Annotated in this window: 11 protein-coding genes; 4 read left to right on the forward strand and 7 right to left on the reverse strand. The window is 64.9% G+C overall.

Annotated elements, in window-relative coordinates; translation table 11 throughout:
* Positions 1–14: 14 nt before the first annotated feature.
* The 3 genes from J4E58_RS26020 to J4E58_RS26030 all read left to right on the forward strand — a co-directional run bounded on the left by J4E58_RS26020 (position 15) and on the right by J4E58_RS26030 (position 3,442).
* Entirely contained in the window at positions 15–2,162 is a 2,148-nt protein-coding gene (locus J4E58_RS26020) for a xanthine dehydrogenase family protein molybdopterin-binding subunit (protein WP_087092843.1), read from the forward strand.
* Position 2,163: 1 nt separating this feature from the next.
* Positions 2,164–2,742: a hypothetical protein gene (locus J4E58_RS26025; protein ID WP_087092845.1), complete on the forward strand. Its 579-nt coding sequence runs from the start codon at positions 2,164–2,166 to the stop codon at positions 2,740–2,742.
* Positions 2,743–2,833: 91 nt separating this feature from the next.
* Entirely contained in the window at positions 2,834–3,442 is a 609-nt protein-coding gene (locus J4E58_RS26030) for a GGDEF domain-containing protein (protein WP_087092847.1), read from the forward strand.
* A gap of 28 nt (positions 3,443–3,470) precedes the next feature.
* On the opposite strand, the gene J4E58_RS26035 is transcribed toward J4E58_RS26030, so the two are convergent.
* Positions 3,471–3,941 carry a MarR family winged helix-turn-helix transcriptional regulator gene (locus tag J4E58_RS26035; RefSeq protein WP_087092849.1) on the reverse strand — a complete coding sequence of 157 codons (471 nt, stop codon included), beginning with the start codon at positions 3,939–3,941 and terminating at the stop codon, positions 3,471–3,473.
* Between the two features lie 101 nt (positions 3,942–4,042).
* Here J4E58_RS26035 and J4E58_RS26040 point away from each other — a divergent pair, with 101 nt between their 5' ends.
* Positions 4,043–4,411: an antibiotic biosynthesis monooxygenase gene (locus J4E58_RS26040; protein ID WP_007920961.1), complete on the forward strand. Its 369-nt coding sequence runs from the start codon at positions 4,043–4,045 to the stop codon at positions 4,409–4,411.
* 97 nt (positions 4,412–4,508) lie between these two features.
* On the opposite strand, the gene J4E58_RS26045 is transcribed toward J4E58_RS26040, so the two are convergent.
* The 6 genes from J4E58_RS26045 to J4E58_RS26070 all read right to left on the reverse strand — a co-directional run bounded on the left by J4E58_RS26045 (position 4,509) and on the right by J4E58_RS26070 (position 13,564).
* Entirely contained in the window at positions 4,509–6,119 is a 1,611-nt protein-coding gene (locus J4E58_RS26045) for an ABC transporter ATP-binding protein (protein ID WP_087092851.1), read from the reverse strand.
* 1 nt (position 6,120) lies between these two features.
* The gene (locus tag J4E58_RS26050) at positions 6,121–7,140 is read right to left on the reverse strand and encodes an ABC transporter permease (protein WP_007920958.1); all 1,020 of its coding nucleotides are present in this window, start codon (positions 7,138–7,140) and stop codon (positions 6,121–6,123) included.
* Between the two features lies 1 nt (position 7,141).
* Positions 7,142–8,215, reverse strand: a complete 1,074-nt coding sequence (locus tag J4E58_RS26055; RefSeq protein ID WP_007920957.1) for a microcin C ABC transporter permease YejB — start codon at positions 8,213–8,215, stop codon at positions 7,142–7,144.
* Between the two features lies 1 nt (position 8,216).
* Entirely contained in the window at positions 8,217–10,070 is a 1,854-nt protein-coding gene (locus J4E58_RS26060; protein WP_087092854.1) for an extracellular solute-binding protein, read from the reverse strand.
* The gene (locus tag J4E58_RS26065; RefSeq protein WP_087092856.1) at positions 10,067–11,896 is read right to left on the reverse strand and encodes an extracellular solute-binding protein; all 1,830 of its coding nucleotides are present in this window, start codon (positions 11,894–11,896) and stop codon (positions 10,067–10,069) included. The genes J4E58_RS26060 and J4E58_RS26065 overlap by 4 nt, the downstream gene beginning before the upstream one ends.
* Before the next feature lie 213 nt (positions 11,897–12,109).
* Positions 12,110–13,564 carry a transglycosylase SLT domain-containing protein gene (locus J4E58_RS26070; RefSeq protein ID WP_087092858.1) on the reverse strand — a complete coding sequence of 485 codons (1,455 nt, stop codon included), beginning with the start codon at positions 13,562–13,564 and terminating at the stop codon, positions 12,110–12,112.
* Positions 13,565–13,630: the final 66 nt, after the last annotated feature.

Genomic DNA, 13,630 nt, shown 5'->3' on the forward strand with positions numbered 1-13,630 from the left:
AAGAGGGGCAAGGCATGATCACTGCATCACGTCGTGGATTTCTCAAAGGTGGCGCGCTGCTCGGCGGCGGGCTGGTGGTGGCGTTCGTCATCCCGGGAGCCAATCGTTTTGCCCGGGCGGCGAGCGAAGCGTTCGTGCCCAATGCGTTCTTGCGTATCGCCCCGGACGGGTTGGTCACCGTGGTGCTCGGCCATTCGGAAATGGGCCAGGGCATCTGGACCGGGCTGTCGATGCTGATCGCCGAGGAGCTGGATGCCGACTGGTCGAAGATTCGCGTCGAGCACGCGCCGGCCGCTGCGGTGTATGGCTTGCCGGCGTTCGGCGGGATGCAGATCACCGGCGGCTCGACCTCGACCTGGATGGAGTTCGACCGCTATCGCCAGGCCGGCGCCGCGGCCCGGCAGATGCTGATCGAGGCGGCGGCCAAGCGCCTGCAGGTGGCGCCCTCGACCCTGCACACCGAGCAGGGCTGGGTGGTGGCCGGCGACCAGCGCCTGAGCTACGGCGACCTGGCCAACGACGCCGGGCAGCTGCCGGTGCCGGACCCGGCCTCGTTGCGCTTGAAGGAGGCCAAGGACTGGCGGCTGATCGGCAAGCCGACCCAGCGCCTGGACACCCCGGAGAAAATCACCGGCCGTGCGCAATTCGGCATGGACATGTATTTCGACGGCCTGCTGACCGCCGTGGTCCTGCGTTCGCCGGTGTTCGGCGGCACGCTCAAGTTGTTCGATCCCCAGGCGGCGCTGGCGGTGCCCGGGGTGATCAAGGTGCTCCAGGTGCCCACGGGCGTGGCGGTGGTCGCCGAGCATTACTGGGCGGCCAAGCAGGGGCGCGATGCGCTCAAGGCCGAATGGGACCTGGGGCCGAACGCCAACATGAGCAGCGAAAGCCTGATGCAGAGCTTTCGCAAACTGGCGCTGACCCCCGGGACCAAGGCCGCCGAGGCCGGCGATGCGGCCGGGACCATGGCCAAGGCGACGCAGGTGATCAAGGCCGAATACAGCGTGCCGTACCTGGCCCATGCGCCGATGGAGCCGCTCAACTGCACGGTGCGCATCGGCGCCGACAAGTGCGAGATCTGGACCGGCACCCAGTTCCAGACCCTGGACCAGATGGTCGCGGCGAAGATCACCGGGCTCAAGCCGGAACAGGTGCAGATCCACACGCAATTTTTGGGTGGCGGTTTCGGCCGCCGGGCCAACCCGACCTCGGACTTCGTCAGCGAAGCAGTGGAGGTGGCCAAGGCCGCCGTAGCCCCGGTGAAAACCGTCTGGTCGCGGGAGGACGACGTGCGCGGCGGCTACTTCCGTTCGGCGTTCCTGCATCAGGCGCAGGTCGGCCTGGATGCCCAGGGCCTGCCGCTGGCCTGGCAGCATGTGCTGGTGGGGCAGTCGATCATGGCCGGCACCTCGTTCGAGGCCAGCTTCGTCAAGAACGGCATCGATAACACTTCGGTCGAGGGCCTGGCGGACGGGCCTTACCTGAAGGGCACGCCGAACCACCGGGTCGACCTGCATTCGCCGATGACCGGCATCACCGTGCTGTGGATGCGTTCCGTGGGCCATACCCACACCGCGTTCGTCGTCGAATCGTTGATCGACGAGATGGCCGCCGCGGTGGGCAAGGACCCGGTGGAATACCGCCGCACCCTGCTCAAGGATCACCCACGGCACCTGGGCGTGCTCAACCTGGCGGTGGAGAAGGCCGGCTGGGGCAAGCCCGTGCCCAATGGCCATGCCCTGGGCGTTGCGGTGCACGAGTCCTTCGGCAGCTATGTGGCGCAGGTGGCCGAGGTGTCCCAGGAGGCCGAGCGGATTCGCGTGCACCGCGTGGTCTGTGCGGTGGATTGCGGCATCGCGGTGAACCCGCAAAGCATCGCCGCGCAGATGGAGTCGGGGATCACCTTCGGCCTGGGCATGGCCCTGCACAGCCGCATTTCCTTCAAGGACGGCCGGGTGGTGCAGTCCAACTATCACGACTTCCAGGTGTTGCGCCTGAACGAGATGCCCGAGGTCGAGGTGCACATAGTCGCCAGCAGCGAGAAACCCGGCGGTATCGGCGAGGCAGGCGTGCCGCCCACGACGCCGGCGGTGGCCAACGCGGTGTTCGCCCTGACCGGCCAGCGCCTGCGCGAGCTGCCGCTGCAACTGGCGGGGGTGTGAGATGAAACGCCACCTGTTCCTCGGTTCGCTGATCCTGGTCGGCCTGGGCGGTTATGCCTCGGACCTGTTCGCCGCCGATGACCCGGCGCTGGCGGCGTTCGCGACGGTGCAGAAGGTGTTCCAGAGCCCGCGCTGCCAGAATTGCCATATTCCCGGGGATGCGCCCTTGCAGTTCGACGCCGGCACGCCCCATGCCATGGCCGTGGTCCGTGGCCTGGACGGCAAGGGCGCGGCGGGGCTGCCGTGCGCCACCTGCCATGGCGCAAGCAACCCGCCGGCCAGCTACGGCCCGCACGCACCGCCGGGGGCACCACACTGGAGCCTGCCGCCGGCGGCGCACAAGATGGCCTGGATCGGCCTGCCGGCCGACCGCCTGTGCCAGATGATCAAGGACAAGGCCAGCAACGGCGATCGCGACTTTGCCGCGCTGATCAAGCATGTCAGCGAAGACAAGCTGGTGCTCTGGGGCTGGAACCCCGGTGGCAACCGCGCGCCGGTACCGGTGCCCCACGACGTGTTCGTCAGCCAGTTCAAGCTCTGGGCCGAGGCGGGCGGACCCTGTCCGGCGGTCGGAAGTTGACGCCAGGGGCCCCCAGCGAGGGCTGGTTGCGGGGCAGTCGCAGGCCTCGGCAACTAAGCTCTATAGGTGATACCCGCCAATGGAGTGTGCGATGTTTTCCCCAGACAAGCCTGTCCAGGCACCGAACCAGGTGCCATCCCCGGAGGCGGACGACCCGTCCCGGCAACTGTTGCGCGATCAGAACCGCCGGGCCGAGCAGGAGCTGGCCGCGGTGCAGGTAGCCAACCTCGATAAACTGACCCTGCTGCCCAACTCGCACGGCTTTGCGGTGCTGGCCGGCGATGCGCTGCAGGCCTGCAAGGACCTGAACTGCCCGGCGACCTTGCTGCTGTTCGATCTTGACGACATCTACCGTATCGCCCGCGCTTATGGGTCGGAAGAAGGCGAGGCGGCGCTCAAGACCTTCGCCGACGGCCTGCGCATCGCCTTTCGCGAAAGCGACGTGGTCGGGCATCTGGAGTACCAGCGTTTCGCGGTGCTGCTGACCGGCTCGGAACGGATGGAAAAGCTGGCGATCATCACCCGCCTGCAGGCCATCCTCGACGAGCGCACCGCCACCCAGCAGTGCATTTACGACATCTGCTTCAGCATCGGCCAGATCGAGTTCGATCCGGCCCGGCCGGCCGATGTGGAAACCTTGCTGGCGGACGCCGACCAGACCATGAGCAGACCGGGCCGCGGGCCGCTGTTCAAGGCGTGAATGTTGGGCCGAGACGCAATACGGCGGGTTATTGCTCGGTGCCAGCCTGCCCTTGGAGCCTGTTTCGCAACTCGGTGATCACGCGCAGGGCCGTTTGAATGTCTTCAACTTCAAGTCCGGCCGACAAATCGTTGACCAGCGGGGTGTACAGGCGGATGGCCTCATTGAAGGCTGCCGTACCCTTGTCTGTCAGCGTCACGAGCTGCGCGCGCCGGTGATGCGGGTTGGGCTGGAAGGTCACCAGTCCTTCCTTCTCCAGATCGTTGACGATGCGCTGGACATTCTGTCGGTTGGCCTCCAGGTCCCGAGCGAGCCAGGCGACCGGCTGCGGGCGCTCTGCCGCCACGATCGCGCCCAGAATCTGCCAGCGGGCGCTGGTCAGCCCGAGGGGGGCGACTATCCGGTCGCCCCAGGCCAGCGTCAGGTTGCTTGCCCGGAACATACTCAGAATGAAGTCGGTCAGGGCAGCCCCGGCGGGGGTGGGTTCAGGTTCGTGCATAACGTTGTTATCCAGACAAAATGATTCTTCAGGGATATTGACATTATGATGTCAATATAGCAATTTGATTACGAATTCAGCCCTCACACCTGGAGCCTGCCATGTCTCTCATTCGCCCTATGGACCCCGCCTTTCCGATCGACCGCCAGATTACGCTCGAAGCCGCGCCGGTCATCCTGATCAACGTCTTCACCCTGGACCAGGCCGACGAGCCAACCTTCCTGCAGGCCTGGCAAGACGATGCCAGTTTTATGAAGCAACAGCCGGGGTTCATTTCCACCCAGCTGCATCGCGCCATCGGCGAAAGCCCGACCTATCTCAATTACGCGGTATGGGAGTCCAACGCGCATTTCCGGGCGGCCTTCGTGCATCCGGAGTTCAGGGCCAAGCTTTCGCACTATCCGTCCTCGGCGGTCGCTTCCCCGCATCTGTTCCAGAAGGTCGCGGTACCGGGCATCTGCGTCGCCTAGGCAGCCGATACCTGGCCCAGATGATTGCGGCCGTGAGGTGCCTGCCGGTCACTGCTGCATCCGCGCTCGCCGGCCGGTACAGCAGGCCAGCGAGCGCTCATGCCTCGCTGGCCGGCACCAGGAACGCGGCCTCCAGCAACTGCCGGGTGTAGGGATGCTGCGGCGCGGCGAAGATGTGCTGTGCGTCGCCTTGCTCCACCACCTGGCCATGCTTGACCACCATCAACTGGTGGCTCAGGGCCTTGACCACCGCCAGGTCGTGACTGATGAACAGGTAGGTCAGGTTGTACTTGGCCTGCAGCTTGCGCAGCAGCTCCACCACCTGGCGCTGCACGGTGCGGTCGAGGGCCGAGGTCGGCTCATCCAGCAGGATCAGCGCCGGCTTGAGCACCAGGGCGCGGGCGATGGCGATGCGCTGGCGCTGGCCGCCGGAGAACTCGTGGGGGTAGCGGTGCCGGGTTTCCGGGTCCAGCCCCACTTCCTTGAGCGCTTCGATGATCGCCTGTTCCTGCTCGGCGGCGCTGCCGATCTTGTGGATGCGCAGGCCTTCGCCGACGATCTGGCTCACGCACATGCGCGGGCTGAGGCTGCCGAAGGGGTCCTGGAATACCACCTGCATCTCCCGGCGCAACGGCCGCACCTGCTGCTGCGACAGGCCGTCCAGTTGCTGGCCTTCGAAGCGGATGGCGCCCTTGCTGGCGATCAGGCGCAGGATCGCCAGGCCCAGGGTGGATTTGCCCGAGCCGCTTTCGCCGACGATGCCCAGGGTCTGGCCCTGGGGCAGGCTGAAGTTGATGCCGTCCACCGCCTTCACATGGTCGACGGTGTGGCGCAGCAGGCCTTTCTTGATCGGGAACCAGACCTTCAGATCCTCGACCTGCAACAGCGGCGGGCCGACCACGTTGCTCGCCGGCTTGCCGCTGGGCTCGGCCGCCAGCAGTTCGCGGGTGTAGGGATGCTGCGGCGCGCGGAACAGCTCTTCGCAGGACGCCTGTTCGACGATGCAGCCGCGCTGCATCACGCAGACGCGGTGGGCGATGCGCCGGACCAGGTTGAGGTCGTGGCTGATCAGCAGCAAGGCCATGCCCAGGCGCGCTTGCAGCTCCTTGAGCAGTTCGAGGATTTTCAGTTGCACGGTGACGTCGAGGGCGGTGGTCGGCTCGTCGGCGATCAGCAGTTCCGGTTCGTTGGCCAGGGCCATGGCGATCATCACCCGTTGCCGCTGGCCGCCGGACAGCTCGTGGGGCAGGGCCTTGAGGCGCTTGTGCGGCTCGGGGATGCCCACCAGTTCCAGCAGCTCCAGGGTGCGCCGGGTGGCGACCTTGCCGATCAGGCCCTTGTGCAGGCCCAGCACCTCGTTGATCTGCTTCTCGATGCTGTGCAGCGGGTTGAGCGAGGTCATCGGCTCCTGGAAGATCATGGCGATGCGGTTGCCGCGAATATGCCGGATGGTTTTTTCTTTCTGGGTCAGCAAATCCTGGCCGGCGTACTGGATGGTCCCGGACGGATGGCGGGCCAGCGGGTAGGGCAAGAGGCGCAGGATCGAGTGCGCGGTCACCGATTTTCCAGAGCCGCTTTCGCCCACCAGGGCCAGGGTTTCGCCGCGCTTGATATCGAAGCTGATGCCCTCGACCACCCGTTGCGTGTGGGCGCCGACGCCAAATTCGACGGCGAGGTCGCGGACTTCGATCAGATTGTCCTGATTCATTTCATTTCCTCGGGTCGAAGGCATCGCGAGCGGACTCGCCGATAAATACCAGCAGGCTCAACATGATCGCCAGCACGGCAAAGGCGCTGATGCCCAGCCACGGCGCCTGCAGGTTGGATTTGCCCTGGGCCACCAGTTCGCCCAGGGACGGCGCGCCGGGGGGCAGGCCGAAACCGAGGAAGTCGAGGGCGGTCAGGGTGCCGATGGCGCCGGTGAGGATGAACGGCATGAAGGTCATGGTCGAGACCATGGCGTTGGGCAGGATATGGCGGAACATGATCGCGCCGTTCTGCATGCCCAGGGCGCGGGCGGCGCGCACGTATTCCAGGTTGCGCCCGCGCAGGAACTCGGCGCGCACCACGTCCACCAGGCTCATCCAGGAGAACAGCAGCATGATCCCCAGCAGCCACCAGAAGTTCGGCTGCACGAAGCTGGCGAGGATGATCAACAGGTAGAGCACCGGCAGCCCGGACCAGATCTCCAGGAAGCGCTGCCCGGCCAGGTCGACCCAGCCGCCATAGAAGCCCTGCAGCGCCCCGGCGATGACGCCGATGATCGAACTGAGCACGGTCAGGGTCAGGGCGAACAGCACCGAGACCCGGAAGCCGTAGATCACTCGCGCCAGCACATCGCGGCCCTGGTCGTCGGTGCCCAGCAGGTTGTCCGCCGAGGGCGGCGCGGGGGCCGGGACTTTCAGGTCGTAGTTGATGCTCTGGTAGCTGAACGGGATCGGCGCCCACAGCACCCAGGCGTCCTTGGCCGCCAGCAGTTCGCGGATGTACGGGCTCTTGTAGTTGGCCTCCAGGGGGAACTCGCCGCCGAAGGTGGTTTCCGGGTAGCGCTTGAGCGCCGGGAAGTACCAGCCGTCGTCGTAGTGCACCACCAGCGGCTTGTCGTTGGCGATCAGCTCGGCGCCAAGGCTGGCGCCAAACAGGATCAGGAACAGCCACAGCGACCACCAGCCGCGCTTGTTGGCCTTGAACAGCTCGAAACGCCGGCGATTGAGGGGGGACAGGTTCATCTCAATGCTCCCGGCTTTCGAAGTCGATGCGTGGGTCGACCAGGGTGTAGGTCAGGTCGCCGATCAGTTTCACCACCAGCCCCAGCAGGGTGAAGATAAACAGGGTGCCGAACACCACCGGGTAATCACGGTTGATCGCCGCCTCGAAGCTCATCAAGCCCAGGCCGTCGAGGGAGAAGATCACCTCCACCAGCAAGGATCCGGTAAAGAAGATGCCGATGAAGGCCGAGGGGAAACCGGCGATCACCAGCAGCATGGCGTTGCGGAACACATGGCCGTAGAGCACACGGCGCCTGGTCAGGCCCTTGGCCCGGGCGGTGACCACGTACTGCTTGTTGATCTCGTCGAGGAAGCTGTTCTTGGTCAGTAGGGTCATGGTGGCGAAGTTACCGATCACCAGGGCGGTCACCGGCAGCGCCAGGTGCCAGAAGTAGTCGAGGATCTTGCCGCCCCAGCTCAGCTGGTCGAAGTTGTTCGAGGTCAGGCCGCGCAGCGGGAACCAGTCGAAATAACTGCCGCCGGCGAACATCACGATCAGCAGGATGGCGAACAGGAACGCCGGGATCGCGTAGCCGACGATGATCGCCGAGCTGGTCCAGACGTCGAAGTGGCTGCCGTGGCGGGTGGCCTTGGCGATCCCCAGGGGGATCGACACCAGGTACATGATCAGGGTGCTCCACAGCCCCAGGGAGATCGACACCGGGAGTTTCTCGCGGATCAGGTCGACCACCTTGGCGTCGCGAAAGAAGCTGTCGCCGAAATCCAGGGTCGCGTAGTTCTTGATCATGATCCACAGGCGTTCCGGCGCCGACTTGTCGAAGCCGTACATCTTCTCGATTTCCTTGACCAGGGCCGGGTCCAGGCCCTGGGCCCCGCGGTAGCTGGACCCGGCCACCGAGACTTCGGCGCCGCCGCCGGCGATCCGGCTGGTGGCGCCTTCGAAACCCTCGAGTTTGGCGATCATCTGTTCCACCGGGCCGCCGGGCGCGGCCTGGATGATCACGAAGTTGATCAGCAGGATGCCGAACAGCGTGGGGATGATCAGCAGCAGTCGCCGCAGAATGTAGGCCAGCATCTTATTGCTCCACGCCGTCGGGGGCGGCCTGCGAGTGGGTGTCCGGGGTCACGGCCGGCTTGGCGTCGGGCTTGATCCACCAGGTCTGGATGCCGACGTCGTACTTGGGCGAGACGCTCGGGTGGCCTATGTGATCCCAATAGGCCACGCGCCAGGTCTTGATGTGCCAGTTGGGAATCACGTAGTAGCCCCATTGCAGCACCCGGTCGAGGGCTCGGGCATGGGCCACCAGGCTCTTGCGCGAGTCGGCGTTGATCAGGTCTTCCACCAGGGCATCGATGGTCGGGTCCTTGAGGCCGATGAAGTTGCGGCTGCCGGGGTTGTCGGCGCTGGAGGACTTCCAGTATTCGCGCTGCTCGTTGCCCGGCGAACTCGATTGCGGGAAGCCGCCGACCACCATGTCGAAGTCCCGCGAGCGCAGGCGGTTGATGTACTGGGAAACGTCGACCCGGCGGATCACCAGGTCGATCCCCAGGTCCGCGAGGTTGCGCTTGAACGGCAGCAGCACGCGCTCGAACTCGGTCTGGGCCAGGAGGAACTCGATCACCACCGGCTTGCCCTGGGCGTCGACCATCTTGTCGTCGACGATGCGCCAGCCGGCTTCCTGCAGCAGCTGGTAGGCATGGCGCTGCTGGGCGCGGATCATGCCGCTGCCATCGCACACCGAGGGCTGGAAGGCTTCAGTGAAGACCTGGTCGGGGATCTTGCCGCGCAGCGGTTCGAGAATCTGCAGTTCGTCGGCGTCGGGCAAGCCGGTGGCGGCCATTTCCGAATTCTCGAAGTAGCTGCGGGTGCGGGTGTAGGCACCGTTGAACAGTTGCTTGTTGGTCCATTCGAAGTCCAGCAGCAGGCTCAGGGCCTTGCGCACCCGCACATCCTGGAACAGCGGGCGGCGGATGTTGTAGACGAAGCCCTGCATGCCGGTGGGGTTGCCGTTGGGGATCTGTTCCTTGATCAGCCGGCCTTCGGCTACGGCCGGGATGTTGTAGGCGTTGGCCCAGTTTTTCGCGCTGGTCTCCAGCCAGTAGTCGAACTGGCCGGCCTTGAGGGCTTCCAGGGCCACGGTGTTGTCGCGGTAATAGTCGGTGGCCATGACGTCAAAGTTGAACTGGCCGCGGTTGATCGGCAGGTCCTTGCCCCAGTAATCCTTGACCCGCTCATAGCGCACCGAGCGTCCGGCCTTGACCTCGGCCACCTTGTACGGGCCGCTGCCGAGGGGGATTTCCAGGTTGCCCTTGGAAAAGTCGCGGTGTTCCCACCAGTGCTTGGGCAGTATCGACAGCTGCCCGAGAATCAGCGGCAGCTCGCGATTGTTGGTGTGCTTGAACTTGAACAGCACCTTGAGCGGGTCTTCGGCGATCACGTCCTCGACGTCGGCGTAGTAGCCGCGGTACATCGGCGCGCCGGCCTGCATCAGGGTCTGGAAGCTGAACACCACGTCTTCGGCTCGGATCGGATGGCCGTCGTGGAAGCGCGCCTCGGGGCGCAGGTAGAAACGCACCCAGCTGTTGTCCGGGGCTTTCTCGATCTGTCCGGCAATCAGGCCGTACTCGGTGAAGGGTTCGTCCAGGCTCTGGCGCATCAGGGTGTCGTAGATCAGGCCGATATTGTCCGCCGGCACGCCTTTGTTGATGAACGGGTTGAGGCTGTCGAAGCCGCCGAAGCCGGACTCGCGGAAGGTGCCGCCCTTGGGCGCGTCCGGGTTGACGTAGGCGAAGTGCTTGAAGTTCGCCGGGTACTTCGGCGGTTCGTTGTACAGGGTCAGGGCGTGTTGCGGAGCGGCCTGGACGAGGCAGGCGATCCCCGTCAGCAGCACGCCGCCGGCCCACGGGAGCAGGGTACGCAGGGGCATCATTGGGCTTTCTCCAGAGACTTCAGCCACCAGGCGCTCAGGCCCAGTTGGTAGGGCGGCGTAGTGACGAAGGCGAACCGGTTGCGGTACGCCAGGCGATGATAGTTGAGGTACCAGTTGGGGATGATGTAGTGCTGCCACAGCAGCACCCGATCCAGGGCCCGACCGGCGGCCAGTTGCTCGTCGCGGCTCTGCGCGGCGAGCAGGCGTTCCAGCAGGTGATCGACGATGGGATTGTCGATGCCCGCATAGTTCTTGCTGCCCTTGACCCCGACCTGGCTGGAGTGGAAGTACTGCCATTGCTCCAGGCCCGGGCTGAGGGTCTGGTTCAGGGTCATGAGGATCATGTCGAAATCGAACTGGTCCAGGCGCTGCTTGTACTGCGCCCGGTCCACGGTGCGCAGGCGCGCGTCGATGCCGATGCTGGCCAGGTTCTCGACGTAGGGCTGGAGGATCCGTTCCAGGTTCGGGTTGACCAACAGCAGCTCGAAGCGCAGCGGCTGCCCGTTGCTGTCGAGCAGGCGCTGGCCGTTGAGTTTCCAGCCGGCTTCGGCGAGCAGGCCCAGGGCCCGGCGCAGGGTCGCCCGCGGGATGCCGCGGCCGTCGGTCTGCGGCAGGCTGAAGGGCTGGGTGAACAGGCTGGCGGGCAACTGCTCGCGGTAGGGCGAGAGCAGCAGCCATTCATGGCCGACCGGCAGGCCCGTGGCGGAGAACTCGCTGTTGGGGTAGTAGCTGGTCGCGCGCTTGTAGGCGCCGCTGAACAGGGTGCGGTTGGTCCACTCGAAATCGAACATCAGGCCCAGGGCCTCGCGCACCTTGCGTTCGGCGAAGATCGCCCGGCGGCTGTTCATGAACAGGCCCTGGGTCTGGGTCGGGATCTGGTGCGCCACCTGGGCCTTGATGATGTCGCCGCGGTTGACCGCGGGGAAGTTGTAGCCGTTGGCCCAGTTCTTCGCCTGGTGTTCGATGTAGATGTCGAATTCGCCGGCCTTGAAGGCTTCGAAGGCGACGTCGCTGTCGCGGTAGAACTCCACCGCGACCTTGTTGAAATTGTTGAAGCCGCGATTGACCGGCAGGTCCTTGCCCCAGTAGTCCTTGACCCGCTCGAACAGCAGCGAGCGCCCCGGTTGCACCCGGGTGATGCGGTAGGGGCCGCTGCCCAGCGGCGGCTCGAAGGTGGTGGCCTTGAAATCGCGGTCTTTCCAGTAGTGCTGCGGCAGCACCGGCAGTTCGCCCAGGCGCAGGATCAGCAGCGGGTTGCCGGAGCGCTTGAAGACGAAGCGGATGCGCTGCGGGCCGAGGATGTCCACCCGCTGCACTTCCTGCAGGTTGGTGCGGTATTGCGGGTGGCCTTCCTTGAGCAGCAGCCGATAGGAAAACGCCACATCGTAGGCGGTGATCGGCTGGCCATCGTGGAAGCGCGCCTCGGGGCGCAGGTTGAACACCACCCAGCTGCGGTCTTCGCTGTATTCGACGGAACGGGCGATCAGGCCGTAGCTGGAAGTCGGCTCGTCGCCGGACGGCGCGTACTGGCCGGTGCCGACCATCAGCGGCTCGTTCAGCTCGTTGACCCCGTATTGCAGGAAGTTGGGCGTGGAAACCGGGCTGCTGCCCTTGAAGGTGTAGGGGTTGAGGGTGTCGAAGGTGCCAAACGCCATGACCCGCAAGGTCCCGCCTTTGGGCGCGGCGGGGTTGACCCAGTCGTAATGGGTGAATTTGGCGGGGTACTTGAGCGTGCCGAACTGCGCGTAACCATGACTTTCAGTGATCGTTGCGCTTGCGGGAAAGCTCAAGGCCAGACTGATTAGGGACAGGAGGAGGGGACGCATCAAGTCAGAGATCCGATCCAGGCGGCTTGGGCTTTGTGCTCCGTACAGTAACAGCTTGTATCGACAGGAAAAAGGCCGCCCCGGGATGGCCACGACATTTGCTTGTCGCCGCTGGATACAGCGCAATCTGTAGCCGCTGCCGAAGGCTGCGATCGACCGGTACGGTCGCGGCGATCTTGCTGGCGCAGGAGGGCCTGCGCCAGGAGCTGCAGATCAGTGAGGCAGGTAGACGGTCAGCATCTGGCCTGGCTTGAGGGCCTGGCCGGCGCGGGGATTCCAGCGCTTGAGGTGCTGCATCTCGACGTTGAAGCGCTTGGCCACCATGTACAGCGAATCGCCTTGCTTGACCTTGTACTGGGTCGACTTCTTGTCGGCGCGGGCGACCAGGGTCTTCTTGCCGGAAGCCTTGGCGCTGGTCTTGCTGCTGGCCTTGGCCCGGGTGTCCTGCATGACCAGGGTCTGGCCGACCTTGAGCTGCTTGCCGCTGAGCTTGTTCCAGCGTTGCAGGTCCTTGACGTCGACCTTGTTGGCCTTGGCGATCTGCGACAGGTTATCGCCACGCTTGACCCGGTAGTTGCGCTTGGCCTGGGCCATTTCGCGACTGTCGGCACCCTCGAACACCGGCTTGAACGAACGCTGGCTGATCAGCTCTTCGGGTTTCATGGTCGACAGGCTGGCGCTCAGCAGTTGCGCCTTGGACGTCGGCACCAGCAGGTGCTGGGGACCGTCGATGGTGGTGCGCTGCTTGAAGGCCGGGTTGAGCTGGAACAGCTCGTCTTCGTCGATATTGGCCACCGCGGCGACCTTGGACAGGTCCATGCGCTGGTTGATCTCGACGACCTGGAAGTAGGGTTCGTTGGCGATCGGGTTCAGGTTCACGCCATAGGCTTCCGGCGCCAGCACCACCTGGGACAGGGCCAGCAGCTTGGGCACGTAGGCCTGGGTTTCCGACGGCAGCGGCAGGTTCCAGTAGTCGGTGGGCAGGCCGAGCTTCTCGTTGCGCTCGATGGCCCGGCTGACCGTGCCTTCGCCGGCGTTGTAGGCCGCCAGGGCCAGCAGCCAGTCGCCGTTGAACATGTCGTGCAGGCGGGTCAGGTAATCCATGGCCGCGGTGGTCGAGGCGGTGATGTCGCGACGGCCATCGTAGAAGCGGGTCTGGCGCAGGTTGAAGGAACGCCCGGTGGACGGGATGAACTGCCAGAGGCCTACCGCGTCGGCCCGGGAATAGGCCATCGGGTTGTAGGCGCTCTCGATCACTGGCAGCAGGGCCAGCTCCAGCGGCATGTTGCGTTCTTCAAGGCGTTCGACGATGTAATGGATATAGAGGCTGCCGCGTTCGCTGGCATTCTCGAGAAACGAGGGGTTGCTGGCGAACCACAGGCGCTGCTGTTCGATGCGCGGGTTGACGCCGATGCCTTCTTGCAACTGGAAACCTTCGCGCATGCGCTCCCAGACGTCCTGGGGCAATTGCGGGCTGGGTTTTTCATTCAGCCAGATGGGTTTCTGCTTGATGCGGGCGTTGAAATTCTGGGTGTGCGAAGCGTCGGTTTGCGGGACGTGGCTCGTGCTTTGGCAGCCCGCCAGGGTGGCGGACACAGCCACCGCGATGGCTTGAGCCAACCGCGTCAATGCGTCTGAATTGATGGATTTACGAATAGATGACGACATTGGCTGGAAGTAAGTTCCGGGCAAAAATGTCGGGCGATTCTAGAAAGCGCACCCGGTGCGGTCAAC

It is taken from the genome of Pseudomonas sp. FW305-25, assembly GCF_017351415.1.
Lineage (GTDB): Bacteria > Pseudomonadota > Gammaproteobacteria > Pseudomonadales > Pseudomonadaceae > Aquipseudomonas > Aquipseudomonas chlororaphis.

What these genes read in the sequence shown, in the direction of transcription:
- J4E58_RS26020 (WP_087092843.1), top strand. Translation starts at nt 15, where the DNA reads ATGATCACTGCATCACGTCGTGGATTTCTCAAAGGTGGCGCGCTGCTC.
- J4E58_RS26025 (WP_087092845.1), top strand. Translation starts at nt 2,164, where the DNA reads ATGAAACGCCACCTGTTCCTCGGTTCGCTGATCCTGGTCGGCCTGGGC.
- J4E58_RS26030 (WP_087092847.1), top strand. Translation starts at nt 2,834, where the DNA reads ATGTTTTCCCCAGACAAGCCTGTCCAGGCACCGAACCAGGTGCCATCC.
- J4E58_RS26035 (WP_087092849.1), bottom strand. Translation starts at nt 3,941, where the DNA reads ATGCACGAACCTGAACCCACCCCCGCCGGGGCTGCCCTGACCGACTTC.
- J4E58_RS26040 (WP_007920961.1), top strand. Translation starts at nt 4,043, where the DNA reads ATGTCTCTCATTCGCCCTATGGACCCCGCCTTTCCGATCGACCGCCAG.
- J4E58_RS26045 (WP_087092851.1), bottom strand. Translation starts at nt 6,119, where the DNA reads ATGAATCAGGACAATCTGATCGAAGTCCGCGACCTCGCCGTCGAATTT.
- J4E58_RS26050 (WP_007920958.1), bottom strand. Translation starts at nt 7,140, where the DNA reads ATGAACCTGTCCCCCCTCAATCGCCGGCGTTTCGAGCTGTTCAAGGCC.
- J4E58_RS26055 (WP_007920957.1), bottom strand. Translation starts at nt 8,215, where the DNA reads ATGCTGGCCTACATTCTGCGGCGACTGCTGCTGATCATCCCCACGCTG.
- J4E58_RS26060 (WP_087092854.1), bottom strand. Translation starts at nt 10,070, where the DNA reads ATGATGCCCCTGCGTACCCTGCTCCCGTGGGCCGGCGGCGTGCTGCTG.
- J4E58_RS26065 (WP_087092856.1), bottom strand. Translation starts at nt 11,896, where the DNA reads ATGCGTCCCCTCCTCCTGTCCCTAATCAGTCTGGCCTTGAGCTTTCCC.
- J4E58_RS26070 (WP_087092858.1), bottom strand. Translation starts at nt 13,564, where the DNA reads ATGTCGTCATCTATTCGTAAATCCATCAATTCAGACGCATTGACGCGG.